Annotated in this window: 23 protein-coding genes; 16 read left to right on the forward strand and 7 right to left on the reverse strand. The window is 69.4% G+C overall.

Annotated elements, in window-relative coordinates; all coding sequences use genetic code 11:
- The first annotated feature begins 327 nt into the window (after window positions 1–327).
- The 3 genes from AB0L97_RS16520 to AB0L97_RS16530 are packed head-to-tail and all read left to right on the forward strand — an operon-like array spanning window position 328 to window position 2,931.
- Window positions 328–651, forward strand: a complete 324-nt coding sequence (locus AB0L97_RS16520; protein ID WP_364430045.1) for a hypothetical protein — start codon at window positions 328–330, stop codon at window positions 649–651.
- Window positions 648–1,952 (forward strand): hypothetical protein, encoded by a 1,305-nt coding sequence (locus AB0L97_RS16525; RefSeq protein ID WP_364430048.1) that lies wholly within the window; start codon window positions 648–650, stop codon window positions 1,950–1,952. The genes AB0L97_RS16520 and AB0L97_RS16525 overlap by 4 nt, the downstream gene beginning before the upstream one ends.
- Window positions 1,939–2,931 carry a hypothetical protein gene (locus AB0L97_RS16530; RefSeq protein WP_364430051.1) on the forward strand — a complete coding sequence of 331 codons (993 nt, stop codon included), beginning with the start codon at window positions 1,939–1,941 and terminating at the stop codon, window positions 2,929–2,931. The genes AB0L97_RS16525 and AB0L97_RS16530 overlap by 14 nt, the downstream gene beginning before the upstream one ends.
- 46 nt (window positions 2,932–2,977) lie before the next feature.
- Here the strand turns inward: AB0L97_RS16530 and AB0L97_RS16535 are convergent, their stop codons facing one another.
- Window positions 2,978–3,388 (reverse strand): nitroreductase family deazaflavin-dependent oxidoreductase, encoded by a 411-nt coding sequence (locus tag AB0L97_RS16535; protein WP_355075669.1) that lies wholly within the window; start codon window positions 3,386–3,388, stop codon window positions 2,978–2,980.
- 113 nt (window positions 3,389–3,501) lie between these two features.
- Here AB0L97_RS16535 and AB0L97_RS16540 point away from each other — a divergent pair, with 113 nt between their 5' ends.
- Both AB0L97_RS16540 and AB0L97_RS16545 read left to right on the forward strand, forming a co-directional pair.
- Window positions 3,502–4,158: a response regulator transcription factor gene (locus tag AB0L97_RS16540; protein ID WP_364430055.1), complete on the forward strand. Its 657-nt coding sequence runs from the start codon at window positions 3,502–3,504 to the stop codon at window positions 4,156–4,158.
- On the forward strand, window positions 4,155–5,318 hold the full coding sequence (locus AB0L97_RS16545; protein WP_364430058.1) for a HAMP domain-containing sensor histidine kinase: 1,164 nt from the start codon (window positions 4,155–4,157) through the stop codon (window positions 5,316–5,318). The genes AB0L97_RS16540 and AB0L97_RS16545 overlap by 4 nt, the downstream gene beginning before the upstream one ends.
- A gap of 39 nt (window positions 5,319–5,357) precedes the next feature.
- Here AB0L97_RS16545 and AB0L97_RS16550 read toward each other — a convergent pair whose 3' ends face one another.
- A complete protein-coding gene (locus tag AB0L97_RS16550; protein ID WP_364430061.1) occupies window positions 5,358–5,735 on the reverse strand; it encodes a hemophore-related protein in 378 nt (125 codons plus the stop codon).
- Window positions 5,736–5,900: 165 nt separating this feature from the next.
- Between AB0L97_RS16550 and AB0L97_RS16555 the strand changes: the two genes are divergently transcribed.
- On the forward strand, window positions 5,901–6,713 hold the full coding sequence (locus AB0L97_RS16555) for a DUF1460 domain-containing protein (protein WP_364430064.1): 813 nt from the start codon (window positions 5,901–5,903) through the stop codon (window positions 6,711–6,713).
- Between the two features lie 20 nt (window positions 6,714–6,733).
- Here the strand turns inward: AB0L97_RS16555 and AB0L97_RS16560 are convergent, their stop codons facing one another.
- Window positions 6,734–8,239: an NAD(P)/FAD-dependent oxidoreductase gene (locus AB0L97_RS16560; protein ID WP_364430067.1), complete on the reverse strand. Its 1,506-nt coding sequence runs from the start codon at window positions 8,237–8,239 to the stop codon at window positions 6,734–6,736.
- 34 nt (window positions 8,240–8,273) lie between these two features.
- Here AB0L97_RS16560 and AB0L97_RS16565 point away from each other — a divergent pair, with 34 nt between their 5' ends.
- Both AB0L97_RS16565 and AB0L97_RS16570 read left to right on the forward strand, forming a co-directional pair.
- Window positions 8,274–9,347: an AraC family transcriptional regulator gene (locus AB0L97_RS16565; RefSeq protein WP_364430070.1), complete on the forward strand. Its 1,074-nt coding sequence runs from the start codon at window positions 8,274–8,276 to the stop codon at window positions 9,345–9,347.
- Between the two features lie 136 nt (window positions 9,348–9,483).
- On the forward strand, window positions 9,484–11,430 hold the full coding sequence (locus tag AB0L97_RS16570; protein WP_364430073.1) for a UvrD-helicase domain-containing protein: 1,947 nt from the start codon (window positions 9,484–9,486) through the stop codon (window positions 11,428–11,430).
- 65 nt (window positions 11,431–11,495) lie between these two features.
- On the opposite strand, the gene AB0L97_RS16575 is transcribed toward AB0L97_RS16570, so the two are convergent.
- On the reverse strand, window positions 11,496–12,476 hold the full coding sequence (locus tag AB0L97_RS16575; RefSeq protein WP_364430076.1) for a sigma-70 family RNA polymerase sigma factor: 981 nt from the start codon (window positions 12,474–12,476) through the stop codon (window positions 11,496–11,498).
- Window positions 12,477–12,632: 156 nt separating this feature from the next.
- On the opposite strand from AB0L97_RS16575, the gene AB0L97_RS16580 reads away from it, so the two are divergent.
- The 3 genes from AB0L97_RS16580 (at window position 12,633) to AB0L97_RS16590 (ending at window position 14,246) form a co-directional block, all read left to right on the forward strand.
- On the forward strand, window positions 12,633–13,022 hold the full coding sequence (locus AB0L97_RS16580; RefSeq protein ID WP_355075652.1) for a PPOX class F420-dependent oxidoreductase: 390 nt from the start codon (window positions 12,633–12,635) through the stop codon (window positions 13,020–13,022).
- A gap of 62 nt (window positions 13,023–13,084) precedes the next feature.
- Window positions 13,085–13,459 carry a hypothetical protein gene (locus tag AB0L97_RS16585; RefSeq protein ID WP_364430079.1) on the forward strand — a complete coding sequence of 125 codons (375 nt, stop codon included), beginning with the start codon at window positions 13,085–13,087 and terminating at the stop codon, window positions 13,457–13,459.
- 58 nt (window positions 13,460–13,517) lie between these two features.
- Window positions 13,518–14,246: a VIT family protein gene (locus AB0L97_RS16590; protein WP_355075648.1), complete on the forward strand. Its 729-nt coding sequence runs from the start codon at window positions 13,518–13,520 to the stop codon at window positions 14,244–14,246.
- A gap of 97 nt (window positions 14,247–14,343) precedes the next feature.
- Here AB0L97_RS16590 and AB0L97_RS16595 read toward each other — a convergent pair whose 3' ends face one another.
- Genes AB0L97_RS16595 through AB0L97_RS16605 form a run of 3 tightly spaced genes read right to left on the reverse strand, consistent with a single transcriptional unit; the run spans window position 14,344 to window position 15,143 of the window.
- The gene (locus AB0L97_RS16595; protein ID WP_355075646.1) at window positions 14,344–14,517 is read right to left on the reverse strand and encodes a CsbD family protein; all 174 of its coding nucleotides are present in this window, start codon (window positions 14,515–14,517) and stop codon (window positions 14,344–14,346) included.
- Window positions 14,518–14,526: 9 nt separating this feature from the next.
- Window positions 14,527–14,682, reverse strand: coding sequence for a DUF6131 family protein (locus AB0L97_RS16600; protein ID WP_086006372.1), 156 nt, complete (start codon window positions 14,680–14,682; stop codon window positions 14,527–14,529).
- 23 nt (window positions 14,683–14,705) lie between these two features.
- Complete coding sequence (locus AB0L97_RS16605; RefSeq protein WP_364430084.1) at window positions 14,706–15,143, reverse strand: hypothetical protein; 438 nt, start codon at window positions 15,141–15,143, stop codon at window positions 14,706–14,708.
- A gap of 113 nt (window positions 15,144–15,256) precedes the next feature.
- Here AB0L97_RS16605 and AB0L97_RS16610 point away from each other — a divergent pair, with 113 nt between their 5' ends.
- The 5 genes from AB0L97_RS16610 (at window position 15,257) to AB0L97_RS16630 (ending at window position 19,063) form a co-directional block, all read left to right on the forward strand.
- The gene (locus tag AB0L97_RS16610) at window positions 15,257–15,451 is read left to right on the forward strand and encodes a heavy-metal-associated domain-containing protein (RefSeq protein WP_067802986.1); all 195 of its coding nucleotides are present in this window, start codon (window positions 15,257–15,259) and stop codon (window positions 15,449–15,451) included.
- A gap of 71 nt (window positions 15,452–15,522) precedes the next feature.
- The gene (locus AB0L97_RS16615) at window positions 15,523–16,689 is read left to right on the forward strand and encodes a cytochrome P450 (protein WP_364430088.1); all 1,167 of its coding nucleotides are present in this window, start codon (window positions 15,523–15,525) and stop codon (window positions 16,687–16,689) included.
- Window positions 16,690–16,853: 164 nt separating this feature from the next.
- Window positions 16,854–17,297, forward strand: a complete 444-nt coding sequence (locus AB0L97_RS16620; protein ID WP_355075641.1) for a hypothetical protein — start codon at window positions 16,854–16,856, stop codon at window positions 17,295–17,297.
- 3 nt (window positions 17,298–17,300) lie between these two features.
- Window positions 17,301–17,858 carry a hypothetical protein gene (locus AB0L97_RS16625; protein ID WP_364430092.1) on the forward strand — a complete coding sequence of 186 codons (558 nt, stop codon included), beginning with the start codon at window positions 17,301–17,303 and terminating at the stop codon, window positions 17,856–17,858.
- Window positions 17,859–17,860: 2 nt separating this feature from the next.
- A complete protein-coding gene (locus AB0L97_RS16630; RefSeq protein ID WP_364430095.1) occupies window positions 17,861–19,063 on the forward strand; it encodes an MAB_1171c family putative transporter in 1,203 nt (400 codons plus the stop codon).
- The last annotated feature ends 2 nt before the right edge of the window (window positions 19,064–19,065 follow it).

Here is a 19,065-nt window from a genome sequence, read left to right on the forward strand (position 1 = left end):
GAACTGTGACGCAGCGCACAACAGCTAATTTGTTGTTCCGAATAACAATCTCGACACGCACGCGTTCGCTCGGGTGGACGCCACTCCGGCCGGATCGGCAAGGGACACAGGAGGGCTCGTGAACAGGGAGGTCGGCCGTCGCGCCAGGACGCGCCCGCGGACGCTTCGAGATGCCGCCCGCGCCGCGCGGACGGTCGGACACGCGAAAGCGTGGCCTACGCGCGAAACCGACCACCGAGGAACAGGCGCATGGCGGGGCTTCGGCACAGTACCCTTGGCGGTGAATCATGGCGCGGTAGCGACAGACTGGGATCCGGGAGGGGAACAGTGGATACGCTCAGGCTCGACCCGGCGGCGGTGGCCGCCTACACCGCGATCGCGGACGCGGTGTCCGAACAATTGGCGTCGGCGGCCACGGTCGCCTCCGGCGCGGTGGATCCGGAACGGCTGGCCGCCGATCTCGGCGTCGTCGGCGCGGAATTCGCGGCGCGCTTCTCCGCGGCCGTGTCCGAACACGCCGAAGCGTTGTCGACGGCCGGACAGCTGGTCAGCGCATACGGCCGAGTGCTGCGCGGTTACAGCGAGAACGCGCAGGATGTCGACGCCGCGACGGCGAGCGCGATCGCGCGGTCCGGGGAGGCACCGGCATGAGAAGCCTGATGGGACTGCGCAAACGCACCCACACCACCCAGCCCGCCGCCGAGATCACCAGGCCGGTGAGCACCGAACCTGGCGTCGATCCGCCGATCGTCGCCGCGCTGGTCAAGCCACTGCTGACGCTGCGCTCCGCACTCGGCACCGGTGTCGGCGTGCCGAGCGCGGCCGCGACCGGGGCGCTCTCGGCCGCATCCGCCCAGGCGGCCGACACCGAAGGCCCGCACCGCGAAGGGCTGCACGCCCTGGAATCGACCTGGACCTCCCAGGCCGCCGACAGCGCGGTGCCCGCGATGCGCACCACGCAGACCCAGATCGGCGACATCTCCGACCGAGGTCCGGCCTACCTGTCCGTTCTCGCCGACGCGCACGCCACCTCCGGGCGCGCGGCGCGGCGCGTCGACCAGATCATCGCCGACTTCCGGCGCGACGCGCGGGAGATCCTGGACAACGCGACCTCCGCACCGGAGACCGACGCCGTCATCACCCGCGCCACCCAGGCGCTGCGCGACGCGCTCACCACCGTGACGGCCGCGCGCACCGAAATGGACGACCACACCAGGAAACTCGACGAGATGGGACCGCTCACGGTCACCACGCCGTCCGGCGTCAGCCAGGGGCAAGCCGTCTATCCCGGTAGCACCGGGCAAGTCGTGCCCGGCACCACGACACCCGCCACCACACAGCCCATGGACCCAGCCATGGTCGCGCAACTGCAATTGCAGCAGCAGCTCATCTCCGCGGGGGTGGACCTCGGCACCACGGCCATCAACGCGGGCGTCGACATCGGCACGCACATCATCGACAAGATCGCCGAAGTCGGCATCCACGGCATCGACACCGTCGCCGCGGCCGCGGACAAGGCGATCCCGGAGCTGATCAACCCGGGCTCCACCACCAACTCCGGCACGACCGGCGACGACTCGAAGAATTCCTCGAAGTTGTTCGACTTCGGTGGATCGCCGGAGCACAAGTCGTCGACCAGCGGCCCGGGTTCGCTGATCCCGCCCGGCAATTCGTCGCCCGCCGCGCGAGCGGATGCGCCGAAACCGGAGAGCAGGCCCGCGCCCGCGGTCGCGCCGCCCGCCGTCGACTCCGCGCCACCCGCGCCCGCGAGCAGCCCGGACCATCCCGCTCATCCCGGCCCGACCGGCGGCATGGTGGTACCGCCCGCTCCGCCGCCGGGCGGCGAAGACCAGGAGCACAAGCCGCGCGACGGACAACTCGGCGTGACCATCCCGTCCGCCGTGACAGCGGTCGTACCGGTGCTGGGCGAATTCGACGATGACGCCCCCTGACCGGGAGCATCCCAGTCAGGGCGCGAGCCAGGCCAATCCGTTCGACACGGGTCTGCCGATGCTGCGCATTCCGGCAGGCAAGCCGTCCAAACGACGTCGTTCACCCGGCCGGCGCAAGCAGGTTCGTCGTCGTGAGCCGCAGTACGAGGCGCCGGAGCCACCGCGCCCGCCGGAGCGGCAAGACACCCGGCCGCGCCTCGGCGAGTGGGAGCAATGGCTCGAACCCGCGCCCGCCGCGGTGCGACCGCCGCAACCCGTTGCCCCGCAGCAGCGCGGCGCACCCACCGAGCCGGTGCGGGCCGAGCCCGAGGACGGCCACGTCACGGCGCCCGCCATCGTCAACCGATCCGGCATTCATCCCGGCACCCCGGTGCGCCACCCGCGGCGCACCGAACAGCAACGCGGCAACCGCTCGCTGACGGTCTTGATCGTGCTCGCCATCGTGATCGCCACCGTCTCGATCGGCCTGGCCATGATCTATGGCTCCGAGGCGAATTCGCGCACAGCGGCGGCGACATCACCGCCGCGCGCGGCCGGACCCGCGCCGACCACCTCGACGTCCACCTCACGGGTCAGGCCGCCGTGGGCCATCGCCACGCCGGGATGCGAGCAGAAACGCACCGCCGACGTCGTCTCCGGCACCGATCCGGGCGGCACCGGCAACGGCCCCGACGCCATCTTCGCCTTCGAGTACGCCTACTACGCCGAACGATCCGGGTACCGGGCTCGCGCGGTGGTCGCCCCCGACGCGGCGGTATCGCCCGCCGATCAGATCCAGCGCGGCATCAACCAGGTGCCTGCGGGCACCCGATACTGCGTGCAGATTTCCCGGGCCGGGGACGGACCCGACGGCCAGGCACGGTGGGAAGTCCGCTTGACGCAGCAGTTCCCCGGCGAGGAGGCGAACACCTTCACGCAGTTCATCACGACCCGTACCGGCACGGATCAAACGCTGATCACCGGAATCACGGCAGGCTGACGCTTCCGTTCGGCCACGACCGGGAACGGCGCCGCCCCAGCTCCGCTCAGTGCGGCGTCAGCTTGACGACGGGAATCACCCGGTCGGTCTTCTCCTGGTATTCGGCGAAGCCGGGCATCACCTCGACCATCGCGGCGTAGAGACGGTCGCGCTCCGCGCCTTCGGTGACCGGAGTCGCGGTCGCCGCCAGGGTCTCGGTGCCGATCTCGAGCGTGACCTCCGGGTTCGCCCGCACGTTGTGGAACCAGTCGGGATTGGTCGGAGCGCCCGCTTTGGAAGCGATCACCACGATGTCGTCGCCGTCGCGAACGAACGCGAGCGGATTGGTGCGCGGGCGACCCGACTTCGCGCCGGTGCTGGTCAGCAACAGCAATTCGCGACCGGCGAAGGGGCCGCCGACCTTGCCTTGGTTGGCGCGAAATTCCTCGATGATCTGGGTGTTCCAGTCGCCTGCCATGGCTTGTCTCTCCTGGGAGTCGGGTGCGCCGGTTCGTCCGCGAGCCTACCCAGATCTGCCCGCCGGGGCCGGACTAACGTCCACCCAACAGCGGTAGAGGGCACGATGGCGGGGTGCGGGTGCTTGTTGTCGAGGACGAGAGATTGCTGGCCGACGCGATCGCCGACGGGTTGCGCAGGCATGCCATGGCGGTCGACGTGGTGTACGACGGCACCGCGGCGCTGGAACGTACCGGCGTGCACGACTATGACGTGGTGGTACTCGACCGGGATCTGCCCGGCGTCTCCGGCGACGAGGTGTGCGGCACGCTGATCGAGTCCGGCGGCTCGGCCCGGATCCTGATGCTGACGGCCGCGAGCGCGGTGGCGGAGCGGGTAGCCGGTCTGGGGCTTGGCGCCGACGACTATCTGACCAAGCCGTTCGCCTTCGCCGAGCTGGTCGCCCGGATCCAGGCGCTCGGGCGGCGGGCACGCAGCGCCGCTCCCCCGGTGCTGGAGCGGTCCGGTATCCGGCTCGACCAGCACCGGTTCGCCGTCACCAGGAACGGTGCACCGGTCACCCTGTCGCGCAAGGAGTTCGCGGTGCTGGCCGAACTGCTGCGCGCGGACGGCGGCGTCGTCTCGGCCGAGCAGCTGCTGGAGAAGGCATGGGACGAGCACATCGACCCGTTCACCGGCGTGGTGCGGTACACGATCATGAACGTGCGGCGGAAGCTGGGCGACCCGCGGCTGATCGAGACCGAGCCCGGCGTCGGATACCGGATCCGATGAGCGGGCGCACGATCCGGCTGCGGCTCACGCTGCTGTACGCGACGGCGTTCTTCCTGGCCGGCGCGGTACTGATCGCGTTGATGTACTTTTACCTGAATCAGTCGCTGGAGCGACGGCCCGGCGGCGGTGCGCAGCAAGTGGTGCGGGAGTATCTCCTCGAGCGGGCGGAGCGCAACCGTGCTCCGGTGTCCGCGGAACTGTTCAAGGCGCTCGGCGAGCAAGCCCAGCGGAATCGGCGGGACACCTTGCGCGCCATGCTGGTGTGGTCGCTGGTATCTCTGGGCGCGGTGGGGATCGCCGCAGGTGGGTTCGGCTGGTTGCTGGCCGGACGTGCCCTGCATCCCTTGCAGCGGATCACCGCGACCGCGCGGCGCGTGGCCGACACCAGCCTGCACGAGCGCATCGCCCTCGACGGTCCGCAGGACGAGATCAAGGATCTGGCCGACACCTTCGACGCGATGCTGGAGCGCCTGGACCGGGCCTTCGACGGACAGCGCCGATTCGTGGCGAACGCCTCCCACGAACTGCGCACACCGCTGACCATCAACCGGACCCTGATCGAGGTGGCGTTGGAAGACCCCGAGGTTCCCGAGTCCACCCGCAGGCTCGGCGCCACGCTCCTCGAGGTCAACCGCCGTCACGAACGGCTCATCGACGGCCTCCTGGTGCTGGCCACCAGCGAACAGCGGCTGACCGAACACCGCAGCGCCGACCTCGCCGACCTCGCCGCCGACGCGGTCGGGACCAGAGCCGAACGGCCAGGGGCCGAGATCACCGCCGATCTCGAAACCGCGCCCGTGCAGGGAGATCCGCTCTTGCTGGAACGCCTCGTCCACAATCTGCTCGACAACGCCGTGCGCTACAACCTGCCCGAGAACGGCTGGGTGAGCATCCGGACCAGGACGGCAGGCCAGCGCGCGGTGCTCACCGTGGCGAACAGCGGTCCCCCGGTGCCCGCGTTCGAAGTCGACAGTCTCTTCGAACCGTTCCGCAGACTCGCCACCGCCGAACGCTCGGCCGATTCCGATACCCGCGGCGCCGGGCTCGGCTTGTCGATCGTGCGCTCGGTCGCACAGGCCCACGGCGGCGTCGTTCACGCGACGGCCCGCCCGGAGGGCGGTCTGGCGGTCACCGTCGACCTCCCCCGCGCGCGGGCGTAGCGAGGTGCGGGCGAGTCCGACACCTCGCCCGCAGCGTGCTCAGTAGTTGTGGCAGGTGTCGGCGATGACGCGCAGCTTCTCGCGGTGCTGCTGCGCCTCCGGCGAGTTGCGGCGCTCCTCGAACCTGGCCTTGGCCTCCGGGTGCTTGTCCAGGAATTCCTTGGCGCGCTGCTTGCGCTGCTCGACCGGGAGACTCAGGAGTTCCTGGAGTTTCGCCTTCCGGTCCGGGTGCGCGTCGAGCCGGGCGGCGGCGTCGGGGAACTGGGCATGGACGGCGGCATCGATCTGGGCGAAGCTGCACGTCGTCTCCAGCAGTCCGCCCGGCTGCGGCTGCGCGGAGGCGGTCGCCGGAACCAGCAGCGCGCCCGCGGCGAGCAGACCGCCCAGAGCGAAGGTGGCTCGAACGATTCTCGTCATGTCGGATAACCCTTTCGGTGGGGACGTGGGGCCACCACCTCGTGACCCGGCGTTCAGTCCACCAGAAGGGGTGTTTGGACGGCGCTAGGTCTTGCCGACCCTCATCACCTACCGTTGGTGTCGCTGTCGTGTACGGATCGGCCGGCCCACTCCGCTGGAGGCGTCTTGCGCACCATCGCTCGTGTACTGCTCGTCCTCGTGGCCCTTGTCTGCGCCGCGGTGTCCACACCGACCGTGGCGCTCGGCGCTCCGGAGGCCGTGCGCCTCGACGACGTCACCGCGAGAAAGCTCGACGAATTGCTGTCGCTGCGCGCTCAGGCGCCCGCGGCGGCGAGCAAGGCGGAACTGATCGAGCTGCTGTCGCGCCGGTTCCTCGGCACGCCCTACGGCGCGAACATGCTCGTCGGATCGGCGACCCAGCCCGAACAGCTGGTCATCGACTTGCGCCGGGTGGACTGCTTCACCTTCCTCGATTACGTCGAGGCGCTCACCCGCTCCACCGACCGCGAGCAGTTCACGACGAACCTGATCCGCACGCGCTACGCGGGCGGCCGCGTGGACTTCCAGCAGCGCAAGCACTTCTTCACCGACTGGTCGAACGTCCCCGACGTCGCGGCCACCGACATCACGGCGACGTTGAGCGCCGCTGCGGTGACCGTCACCGAACACCTCAACGCGAAAGCCGACGGCGGCACCTATCTTCCGGGGCTGCCCGTGGTCGATCGCGCGATCACCTACATTCCCAGCGCCGCGGTCGGCCAGGACGTCGTGAGCGGGCTGCGCACCGGCGACTACATCGGCGCCTATGCCGACCAACCGGGCCTGGACGTCACCCACGTCGGCATCTTCGTCATGACCGACGCCGGTCCGGTCTTCCGGAACGCGTCCTCGCTCGCGGGCAATGACAAGGTGGTGGACTCGCCCTTCGCGGAGTACGTGCGGTCGACACCGGGCATCGTCGTACTCCGGGCGCGCTGACCCCACTCCTCCGTGACGGATCAGGCGACGGGCACCGGCCGCCGGACGGCCGATTTCGGCGTCGCGGTGAGCGTCTTGTCCAAGTCGGTGCGCAGCGTGGTCGCCGAGTCGAGCAGGTAGTTCTGGCGCACCTTCCACGGATGACGGCCGCCTTGCCGGGGAAAGTCGCCGATGGAGCGCTGGACGTAACCGGAGGCCAGATCCAGCAGCGGGTGCTCCTCGAGCGTGCCCCGTGGCTCTGGCACCACGGAGGCGTAACCCTTGCGGTCCATGTGGTTGAGCACCTTGCAGACCAGCCGAGAGGTGAGGTCGGCGCGCAACGTCCACGACGCGTTGGTGTACCCGATGCACACGGCGAAGTTGGGGACGCCGGTGAGCATGGCTCCCTGCCAGACGAACTGCTCGGACAAGTCGACCCGCACGCCGTCGACACTGGGCGCGATGCCGCCGAAGGCGAGCAGTCGCAGCCCGGTCGCGGTGATCACGACGTCCGCCTCCAGCACACGGCCGGACTTCAGCCGGATGCCCTCCGGCACGAAGCTGTCGATGTGATCGGTGACGACCTCGGCCTTGCCCTTCTTCATGGCTTTGAAGAAGTCCGCGTCCGGGACCGCGCACAGACGCTGGTCCCAGGGGTTGTAGCTGGGCGTGAAGTGCTCGGCGACGGCCTGTTCGTCCTTCAGGATGCGCGTGGTGAGGCCGGTGAGCAGCTTGCGCGCCGCCTCCGGCCTGCGACGGCAGTACTGGTAGAAGCCGATGCCGAACAGGATGTTCTTGGTTCGGATCAGCCGATGCGCGGGCCGCGGCGGTAGCAGCTCGCGGATCTTGTCGGCCACTTTGTCCCGCCCCGGGACGGCGCTGATCCAGGTCGGCGAGCGTTGCAGCATCGTCACCAGCTCCGCCTGCTCCGCCATGGCCGGGACCAGGGTGACCGCGGTCGCGCCGCTGCCGATCACGACGACGCGCTTGCCGCGATAGTCGAAGTCCTCGGGCCAGAACTGCGGGTGCACCACCTCGCCGGCGAACGACGCAAGGCCGGGGAATTCCGGTGCGTGCGGCTGGTCGTAGTTGTAGTACCCGGCGCAGGCGTAGAGGAAGCCGCAGGTCAGCATGCGCGTCTCGGTGGAGCCGGTCGCGTCGCGCTGCTCGAGCGTCAGCGTCCAGCGCGCGGCGCCGCTGTCCCAATCGGCCGCGAGGACCTTGGTGCGGAAGCGGATGTGCCGGTCGATGCCGTTCTCGGTCGCGGTCTCGGTGATGTAGCGCAGGATCGACGGACCGTCCGCGATCGACTTGGCGTCCCGCCACGGCTTGAACGGGTAGCCGAGGGTGAACATGTCGGAGTCCGAGCGGATGCCCGGGTAGCGGAACAGGTCCCAGGTGCCGCCCAGCGTGTCGCGGGCCTCGAGGACGGCGTAGGTCTTGCCACGGCACTCGGTCTGCAAGCGGTAGGCAGCGCCGATACCGGATAGTCCCGCGCCGACGATCACGACATCGAGGTGTTCCGGGGCTGTGTCGGTCTGCGTCATGTGTCCAGTGTGCGAGCCTCACGGGGTCGCTATCTTGACTTTGCGCGACAACTATTTGATCCTCGACGACATGTCGGTGATTCGATCCGCAGGGCTGCGCGGTTTCCGCGCGACCGTGGCCGAACTCGGTGGTGACGCGGAGGCGCTGGCCACGGCGTGCGGGCTGCCGGTGGCCGCCTTGGACGCCGACGATCTGCTCGTGCCGGACGAGCGCGTCGCGGCCGTCCTGGAACTGGCCGCGCACCAGCTGCGCTGCCCCGATCTGGGTCTGCGGATCTCCCAGCGGCAGGATCTGGACATGCTCGGCCCGCTGGCGCTGGCCATCCGGAATTCGCCGTCGCTGGCCGACGTGCTCGAGTGCACGGCGCGGTACCTGTTCCTGCACGCGCGGTCGCTGAGCCTGACGCTGGAACCGGACCCCTACGGGGATCGCGGCGTGATCGCGCTGCGCTACAGCGTGCGGCCGGGACTTCCCACCCCCGTCCAGGGCACCGACCTGGGCTTGGCGTTCGTGCATCGCACCATTCAGCGCTTGGTGGGCGACCGATACGGGTTGCGCTCGGTCGAGTTGCCCTATCGGCCCGAGGCCGCGCTCGCCGGTTACGAAGAATTCTTCAGCGCCCCGGTGCGGGTCGAGCGGCCCTTCGCGGCGCTACGTATGCCGCGCAGCCTGGCGGGCACGCCGCTCACCGGCGGTGACGAGAATCTGCACCGGCTGGCGATGGCCTTCCTCGCGGAGCAGTCCGGTGACGCGGCGGCGGCGCTCGCCCCGCAGGTGCGCGCCGCCGTCCAGCAGCTCCTGGGTACATCCGCGCCCGAGATAGGCGCGGTGGCACGGCTGCTCACCGTGCACCCGCGCACCTTGCAACGACGCCTCGCCGCCGAACACACCTCGTTCGCCGCGATTCTGGACGAGGTCCGCCGGGACGCGGCCCGGCGTTATCTGACCACGACGGATATGCCGATGAGTCAGGTCGCCTCGCTGATCGGGCTGTCGGAACAAGCGACCTTCACCCGATGTGCCCGAAGATGGTGGGGCACAACGCCGACCACCCTGCGCCGCGTGGAATCCGACGGAAGAACACAGCAGCACAACACTTTCGGGTGACAGGCCGACAACGGTCCGGTGTCCGATCCGCCTGTTTCGATAACGGTTGTCCCGGAAAGCCCTCGGCGCATTCCCTCCTCGACGCGGTGTCTTTACCGTCGAAGACGGGGTAGGTGTGCACCGGAAGGGGGACTCCATGAACGCCTGGCTTTCGCGTGTCACGGACACGCTGACCCGCATTCCCGGCCTGACATCGCACCAGCGCACATTTCTCGCCGAGGCGCTGGCCGAACCGGGCCGATACCTGCTCGTCCATCGCGACCCCGTGGACCTGCCCGCCACGCACGCCCATGCGTTGCTGTTCTGCGAAACAGGACTTTTCGCGTTGCGCTTCGCCGAGGGCGTCCCGGCCGAACTCGACGAGATCCACCGCGACGTCGAGGCGCGATTCGGCCGATTGCAGTTCGGGCGCGAGAAGCTGGTCCCCCATGACGTGCAGCTCGTCCTGCTCGTACCCGCCGGAATCGGGGTGCGCGTGGACGGCCGGTTCGCCGTGGCCGGGCCGGGCGAGCTCGATCGGGTGATCCGCGCACGGCAGCGGCACTTGCGACCCACCCGGGTACAGGCCATCGCGAACACCGTCGCCCACCAGTCGGCCCGCGAATACGACTTGCTGGAGTTCGAGGAAGCGGCGCAGGGCGCAGCGGATCCCGCTCTGCTCGATCGGTCGGAGGTGCTCGCGCCGCAGCGGAATACGGCGTTGCAGAGGCCGTTCCAGCACTGGATGACCTTCCTGGATCCCGAACAGGAGATCCTGGTCGCGCGCAACTACACCGGCCCCGCGCGGCTGACCGGCCCTGCGGGCACCGGGAAGACCGTCGTGGCGCTGCACCGAATGGCCAGGCAGGCGCGGCGATCCACCGGCCGTCAGCTGTACACGACGTTCGTGAAGACGCTCGCGAACTGCCAGGAGACCTACTTCCGCAGGCTCGCCCCGGGAACCGAGAGCCGCGTCCAGTTCGCCGGTCTGCACGCCTGGGCCCTGGATTTCCTCGCACAGCGGATCGCCGCGCCGAAACTCGACCCGCACGGAGCCGACCGCGTGTTCAGCCGCGTCTGGGAACGGGCGAGGGCCGACTTCGAGGACATCGAGCCGCGCGCGAGCTATTGGCGGGAGGAGATCGACCGGGTGATCAAGGGGCGCGAGATCGACGACCTGGACGTCTACCAGCGCGCGGACCGATACGGGCGCAACGGTGTTCGTCTCGGCGACGACCGGCGCGCCGACGTGTGGCACAAGCTGTACGTGCCGTACGTCAGCGAGATGCGCGAGCGGGGCATCTCCGACTACAGCGACGTCATCGCCATCGCGCTGGCCGAGATCCGCAACGAACCGCTCCCGGAACCCTATGACGCGGTCGTCGTCGACGAGGTGCAGGACATCACGCTGGCCGGGCTGCGGCTGGCCCACGCCATCGCGGGCGGCAACGGGTCGAGTCCGCTGCTGCTGCTCGGCGACGGCCAGCAGCAGGTGTACGCCGGAGGCTGGCGCATGGCCGAGGCGGGCATCGATCTGCGCGGCCGCGGCGAGATCCTGCGGGTGAACTACCGCAACCGCCGCCGCGTCTGGGAGAACGCCGCGGGCATCGATGCGGTGAACGAGCTCGGCGATTTCGACGACGCGCCCGGCGTGCCGCTGCGCGATGCCGACGTCACCCTGCCCGACGGCGTGGTGCGGATCTGGCGTGGACCGGATCAGTACCTGGAGGCCGCGCTGGTCGACGGTATTCGCGGATGCGGAAAGCCGTTGTCGGATATCGCAGTACTCACCCGGACGCGGCACGAGGCCGGGCGGCTCGCCGGGGCGCTGGAGGCCGTCGGCATCGCGACACTGCCCCTGGAGGACTACGACGGAACACCGCGGGCGGCGGTCAAGGTCGGCACGGTGCATCGCGCCAAGGGGCTCGATTTCGCGGCGGTCTTCCATCCGACCTGGCCCGCGGGCGCGGACTCACGCACCGGCGCGGGACGCGAACGAGCCGAACTCGCCGAACGGCAGAAGCTCGTCGCGATCACCAGGGCGCGGGATTACGCCTGGATCGGAATTCGAGACGACCGGCCGGAGATCCAGCGCGGCCGATAGCTCTCCACGACCGATCCGACTCCCGGCAAGAAGTACCGCGCACGTGCGAGTATCGCGACCTTCGTTCACCCGAGGACCGGGGCGAATCCGAACGCGGTGACCAGATCCGGGTCGCCGAACGCGGTGATCCGGATGATCGAGTCCGTGGTCGTGGTGAGCACCGCGACGCCGAAAGCGCGGTAGACGCAATCCGATTGCCGGTGATAGGCGACCGCGGCGAGCTGCCCGTTCGCCGCGGCCGGGAACAGCAACCACGCGCCGGGAGCGCCGAGGACGTGCTCGGCCAGGTAGGCGACGCACGTCCGCTTACCCGAGAACCAGGTGGCCGACGGCGGCATCTCCAGCACGGCGTCCCGGTGCAGCAGTCGTTCGATGGCGGCCGGGTCGGCGCGTCGGAAGGCCGTCAGATACTCCTCGAGCAGCGCGCGCTGCCCCGGCTCGCTCGGCGGCACCGCCTGCTCGGCCGCCGCCGATACCGCCGTCAACCGGGCTCGCGCGCGCTGCAATGTGCTCTTCACCGCCGCGGTGCTGGTGTCGAGCACTCCGGCGACTTCGGCCGCGGGCATACCGAGCACGTCGCGCAGCAACAGCACCGCACGCTGCCTGCCGTTCAGGTGTTGCAGGCATGCGATCAGCGCCAGGCGCAGGCTGTCGCGAGCCACCGCGACACCCGCCGGGTCCGCCGAGTCCGGCGTCACCAGGGTGTCCGGCAGCGGCTCGAGCCACCGTACGCCCGCCGCGGCCACGGGCCGCGCCGACGGGTCCGTGCCCGCAGCGCCGAGACCGGACGGCAGCACGCGCCGACCGTGGTGCTCGAGCGCGGTCAGGCACGCGTTCGTGGCGATCCGGTAGAGCCAGGTCCGCACCGAGGAGCGGCCCTCGAAGGCGCCGAACGAACGCCAAGCCCGCAAATAGGTCTCCTGCACCACGTCTTCGGCGTCGTGGATCGAGCCGAGCATGCGATAGCAGTGCGCGAGCAGTTCCCGGCGATACGGCTGAGTACTGCGAGTGAATTCGGCGTCCGGTAGCGCACTGGTCGAGGTCATCCGCGAGTCCTTTCCCGGTTCACTACGCGTGAGCCGTCGCAGATATGGACCGGACGGGACCCGAAAAAGAATCGCTCTGGGCGATTCCTTCCGATCGCGGCGGAAGTCAGCATTACGGGAATCACCGTGATTCCGCACCGACCGAGGAGACTTCCGATGCAACTCGACGACATCGTGCGCACCCTGATCGACGGCCCGCACGCCGCCGTACTGGCCACCGCGAACGCGGACGGCCGTCCGCAGTCCTCGGTGATCTTCGTCGACCACGACGGCGACACCCTGCTGTTCAGCACGATCGAAGGACGCCTGAAGACCCGCAACATGCGGCGCGATCCGCGGGTGAGCCTGCTGGTGCTCAGCCGCGCCGACGGCCGCTACGCGGAGGTGCGCGGCCGGGTGGAGCTCACCGACGACCCGGACAAGACCCTGCTCACCGCGATGTACGCCAAGTACATGGGCGGCGCGACGCCGCCACCGGAACCGGAGGCGCGGCGGGTGATCGTGCGGATCGTGCCGGAGCGCGTCTACGTCTTCCCGCCCGCTTGAATCGTCACTGGGAAGACGCGATTCGGCCGCTAGACTCTCCGGACGACTGGGAAGGGGGCCGCATGGACGCGGTTATCAAGGAGGTCGCCGAGGAGGGCAAGCGGCTGATCGACCGGGCTTGGCTCGGCGAGCTCAGCCGCGACCAGGCCGTGCACATGTTCGTCCAGGTCGGCGACGGCATGGTGCGCTACGAGACGGCGCTGACCATCATCGACGACGGTGTGCAACGGCTGGCCGCCAACGCCAGGCGGCTGCGGATCCTGCGCTGGTGCGCCGTGCTGGAGTTTCCGGTGTTCGGCGCGTTCGCCGTACTGGCGGTTCTGGTCGGGGATTTCACCACCGCCGGACTCTCGGTGCTGTTCCTGCTGATTCTCCAGATCATCCACCGCACGATGCCGCCGCATCCGTTGGCGGTCCTCCGCCAACCCCGCGCTTAACCGTTCGAGCTGTCGCGATTCCCGCCCGCGTCACACGGTGGTGATTAGGGTGCGTTTCATGGATCGCACGACCGACGCCTCCGGCGCACATCCGCACGAACCGCACGGCAACGGCTTCGCGTCCAAACTCAACTGGCTGCGCGCCGGTGTGCTCGGCGCGAACGACGGCATCGTGTCCACCGCGGGTCTGGTCGTCGGCGTCGCGGCGGCCACCACCGATACACCGGCCTTGTTCACCGCGGGCATCGCGGGTCTGACGGCTGGCGCGATCTCCATGGCGGTGGGCGAATACGTCTCGGTCAGCACTCAGCGCGATTCCGAGCGGGCTCTGCTGGCGAAAGAGCGCAGGGAGCTGCGCGACGAGCCGGACTACGAGCTGATCGAGCTCACCGGGATCTACCAGGCAAAAGGGCTGACGCCCGAAACGGCGCGCAAGGTCGCCGAGGAACTCACCGCGCACGACGCCTTCACCGCGCACGCGGAGGCCGAACTGGGCCTGAATCCCGCCGAGCTGACCAACCCCTGGCTGGCGGCGTTCTCCTCGGCGGTGGCCTTCACCCTCGGCGCGCTGCTGCCGTTGCTGGCCATCCTGCTGCCACCGGTCGACGCGCGTATTCCGGTGACGTTCGCGGCCGTGCTCGCCGCGCTCGCGCTCACCGGGTCGGTCAGCGCCCGGTTGGGGGGAAGTGCCCGTGGCCGGGCGGTGGTCCGGGTGGTGCTCGGCGGCGCGCTGGCGATGGCCGTCACCTACGGCATCGGACAACTCGCCGGAATCGCCGGAGTCTGACGCGCACGCGAGAATTCGAACTTTTCCTTCGCGAGAACACGACAATGCCGGGCGGAGGCCATCGGCCTTCGCCCGGCACCGGTCGAGCGGTGCGCGGTCAGCGCTTGAACGCGTCCCGCACCTTGTCCGCGGCGCGTTTCAGATTGCCGCGGGCCTGCTCCCGCCGCCCCTCGGCCTCCAGCCGGGAGTTGCCGGTCGCACGGCCGACGAATTTCTTCACGCTGCCCCTGGTCGCTTGCACTTGATGCGCGAGGCGATCTTCGAACTTCATGCGGAATCCCTAGTAGTACCAGCGGCGGCCACCCACCGGACGGCCCACCGAACCGGCCACCAGCAGCACGAGCCCGATGATCAGCACGATGATGCCCGCCGTGGTGAGCAGCCCGATTCCGAGCAGCCAACCCAAGACCAGGAGGATGAGGCCGAGAATGATCATTGTCGTATTCCTTTTCTTCTCAATTATTTCGCGGTCACGGATTTCGAGGTCGATACCGTGGCGCCGCGATCGGTGCGGGCAGTACCCGAACCGCCTGTGCGCAACCACCGCCGCCAAGCCGGCTCCTGCGAGGTGCGTTCCACCGGCGCGGTAGTGCCTGCGGCCAGATCGCGCCGCACCGCCGCCATCTCGCGACGGGACTGTGCGAGTTCACGACGCGCGGCCACGCCGCGGCGGGTGACCCGCCAGGCGCCGGATAGGACGAGGGCCAGTCCGAACGCCCCGATCGCACCGAGCGTTACTCCGTAACCGAACAGTGCTCCGGCGGAACCGTGGAAGTGATAGTCGAATACCGCGAAATCGCTCGTCAGTTGCTGAGCGGGGCCGGTGTTGCCCACTACCGCGGCCACTCCGATAATCACGGCCGCGATCAAGGCGATGAGCCCGATGATGATGATCATGGCAATCCCTGTTGCGTCGAGTCGTTTGACAACCCGGCTATTCCCGGGGTCTCCACGATCAAACGGGACGGAAAGGAAAGTTTGAGCGAGCGCGATCGGTCAATGCGAATTACATGACGTACACGGTTACTCTGCACAACGTTACCCGCGAGTCCGCGTCCGCGATCGAATCGTCACTGCGCGGCGTCAACGGTATCGATTCCGTCGACATCGACGTGGCCTCGGAGCGCGCGCTCGTGAACTCGACCACGCTGACCTACGGTGAAGTCCTCGACGCGATCCGGCAGACCGGAGCCGCCGCCTCCTGATCGGCGCGCAGCACGCACCGGCAGCCCTCGGCAGCCACCGTCCCCAGGACACAGTGCGGGATGATGGGCGAGTGACGGATGTGTTCGACTCCGACTTCGCCCGTAACCCGTGGCCCACGCTCGAGCGACTGCGCATCGAAGGGGGCGTTCACCGCGTTCGCACGCCCGATGGGCCACCGGCCTGGCTGGTGACGCGATACCGCGACGTACGGGCCGGGCTGCTGGATGAGCGGCTCTCCACCCGGGTCCGGTATGCCCAGGGAGACGACTACCGGGGCTTCTCGGTGCCGCCACCGCTGGACGCGATGCTCAGTGCCGCGCCGGCCGACCATGCACGCCTGCGCGGTCTGGTGACCTCCGAGTTGTCGCCACGCCGATTGGCCGAGTGGACCGACCGCGCGCCCCGCTTGGTGGATTCGCTGCTGCACGAGGATGATTCGGGCGAGACCGTCGATCTCGTCGAGCGTCTTGCCGTGCCGCTTCCCGCCGCCGTGCTGGGCGAACTACTCGGCCTCGACGACCACACTGCCGAACGCCTTCGCGGCTGGGCGAATTCGACGCTCCTGCCGTCGGCCGCACCACCGCGCGCCCGCGACACCCTGGCCACCATGCTCGCGATCATCGCGGACGCCACCGCGCGGGCACCGCGCTCCGACACCGCGCTGGGGCGCTGGGTAGGCGCACACCGGGCCTGCGGGTCGCCGACCGGTGCTGAGCTGACCGGGCTGCTGTTCTACCTGCTGTTCGTCTGGTATGAAGTGCTCGCCGATCTGATCGCCGGTTCGGTGCTCACCTTGCTCGGCAGTCCGGGCCTGCGGCAGACGTGGTACGCCCTGGGCGACAAGCGATCAGCCGTGGACGAGCTGCTGCGGCACCTCTCCCCGCAGGTGCTGGCCGGACCGCGCTTCGCGACCACCGACCTGGTCATCGGCGACACGACGATCGCCGCGGGACAGACGGTACTGCTGTGCCTGGCATCGGCCAACCACGATCCCGAAATCTTCCCGCGCCCAGCGGTACCGGACCTCGCCAGGGACCGCGCGGACCAGCTCGCGCTCGGCTACGGCATGCACGCCTGCTTGGGGAACGCGCTGGTACACACCCTCACCGCGGCCGCTCTCGAACACGTCCTCACGCGATGGCCGGATGCGGCGCTCGCGGTGGACGAACGAGAGATCGCCTGGCGCTCCGGTTTCCGCCATCGCGGACCACTGACACTACCGGTGCGGCTCCGATGAAATGGGGCGAGCGACGATGATCGCCCCACCTGCTACCGCTCTGGGATGCCGGGCCTCTCGTGGCCGACGCCCCTTCGGGGGCGACCACACCGGCATGTGCTGGCGGAGCAGGGACGAGTATGATCTACGCCACAGGCCCTGTCAACCACAGGAGACACGCTGATATGGGGGACGGCTTACACCCGTTTACACGGGCTCTCAACACGCTCATCAACGGAATACACCCGCCCGCAGGCAAAGACGGGCGACCGCAGGAGATCACCCACCGGGCGCTCGCCGAAGACATCCACCGCACCACCGGAACGCGCCTGTCCGCCAACTACCTCTGGAAGCTGCGCACCGGGCAGGCGGTGAACCCGTCCTACGAGACGCTGGAGGTGTTGCGCGGCTACTTCGGGCTCGACAGCCTGGATCCGTTCACCGACCCGCGACTGGCGGCAGCGCGCGGCAGCGAATTGGCATTGATCAACGCGCTCAAGGGAAATGCCGAACACGAGGTACTCGAACTGGTGCTGCGCGACGGGCTGCAACAGGGTACGGTCCGCGCTGAATCGGTGCTGGCGATGCTGGACATCCTGCGACGCATCGAGAACGAGCACAACGGGTGAGCGATGCGGATCGCGGCTTGGAGCAAGGACGGAGGTGACCAGCCGGTGCTGGATCGTCGCTGGCTGCGCCGGGAGCTGCGCGCCATGGGACTGCCCGGCCGGTTCACCGTCGGCGAGCTGGCCGAGGCCGTCGCCGAGCGGCGCGCCCGTCCCCTGCGGCTGCGCCCGGAGAGCTTCCCGGTCACCGGCCTCACCGGCGGCCTGCTGGTCACCGACGCGATCGATTTCATCGCCTATCAGCGCAACACCTCCAAGATGCATCAGGATCACATCGTCTGTCACGAACTCGGCCATCTGCTCGCCGGCCACCGCACCGTCGACGTGCGCGGCGCGGAAGCCGTGCGGCTGCTCGCGCCGAACATCGACCCCGCGGTCGTGCGGCGCATGCTCGGGCGCACCAGCTACGCGCAGCCGCAGGAACGCGAGGCCGAACACCTCGCGAATATGCTTATGACGCACCACATCACGCAGTGGACGGCACGGGAGGAGTGGGTCCTGCCCGATTCCGCGCCGGTCGCCGCGCGCCGACTGCTGGACGCGCTGGGGCCGGGGCCGAGCTGAGCATGTGGTTCGCGCTGGTGTACGGCGGCGTGGGCGTCTTCGCCTTCGCGGCGTTCCTGTGGCGAACCGGTCTGGCCCTGCGCAACCCGGGCAACCCCGCGCGCTGGGCGGTCGCGTTCGCCATCCTCGCGGCGGGCATCGGGTTCGAAGCGGCTGTGCCGCGCACCTATACCTGGATCGATGACGTCTCCGGCGTGCCCAACCTGGCGTCTCTGGTGGTGTACGGAGCCATCGCGGGCGCGGTGCTCGCCCAAGTGGTCTGGACGGGGTTCATGGTGGCGGAGCGGGAACCGGACGCGAGCGCGGCACGGCGCGTGCTCGTCCCGCCGGTGCTCGTGCCCGTCGTGCTGGCGGCGCTGTTCACGGCGGCGCCGGTGCACGACGAGAGTCATCCCACCGACTTCGACGACCACTACGCGAAAGTCCCGCTGGCGGTGGCGTTCCTCGGCGTCTACCTCACCGTCTACTCTGCGGCGCTGATCCGCATCATCGTGTTGTGCCGCCGGTGGATGGGCGAGGTCGATCGAATCTGGTTGCGCCGCGGCCTGCGGCTGCTCGCGCTCGGCAGCGCCGTCGCGCTCGGCTACAGCGTGGGCAAGGTGATCGCGATCGGCGCGGCGTGGGCCGGTATCGATCTGCGTCTCCTCAACACCGATATCGCGCCCGCGTTCGCGAGCCTGGGCGCCACCGTCATGCTGGTCGGCTACCTGTGCCCCTCGTTGGCGCCGTGGCTGCTGCACACCACCGCCCGGCTGCGGGCGCTGCCGCGGCTGCGCCCGTTGTGGCTGGCCCTGCGCGAGGTGGACCCGGAACTGGCGCATCCGCCGGACCGGCGCGGCACGGCGGCCCGAGATCGGGTGTACCGCAGGGTGATCGAGATACGGGACTGGCTGTTGCGGTTGCGACCGCATCTGTCCGCCGAAGCGGTGGCGATCGCCGAGCGCTTGGCGACCGAACTGGCGATCCCGGATCGCAGCAGAGCCGCCGCGATCGAGGCCGCCCGCATCGCCGCGGCGCTACGGGCGCACCGGCTCGGTCTGCCGCCCACCGGCGACGACCAGTCGTTCCGTGAACCGAGTCGACCCACGCTGGCCGCCGAGTCGGCCTGGCTGGTCGAGGTCGCCGTCCAATTCGAGACGGGGCCCTTGGTTTCGGCGACCCTGGCCGAGCTGGATAACACCGGCGATCCGGCGGCCCCGCGCTGAAC

Source organism: Nocardia sp. NPDC051911, assembly GCF_040681035.1.
Lineage (GTDB): Bacteria > Actinomycetota > Actinomycetes > Mycobacteriales > Mycobacteriaceae > Nocardia > Nocardia sichangensis.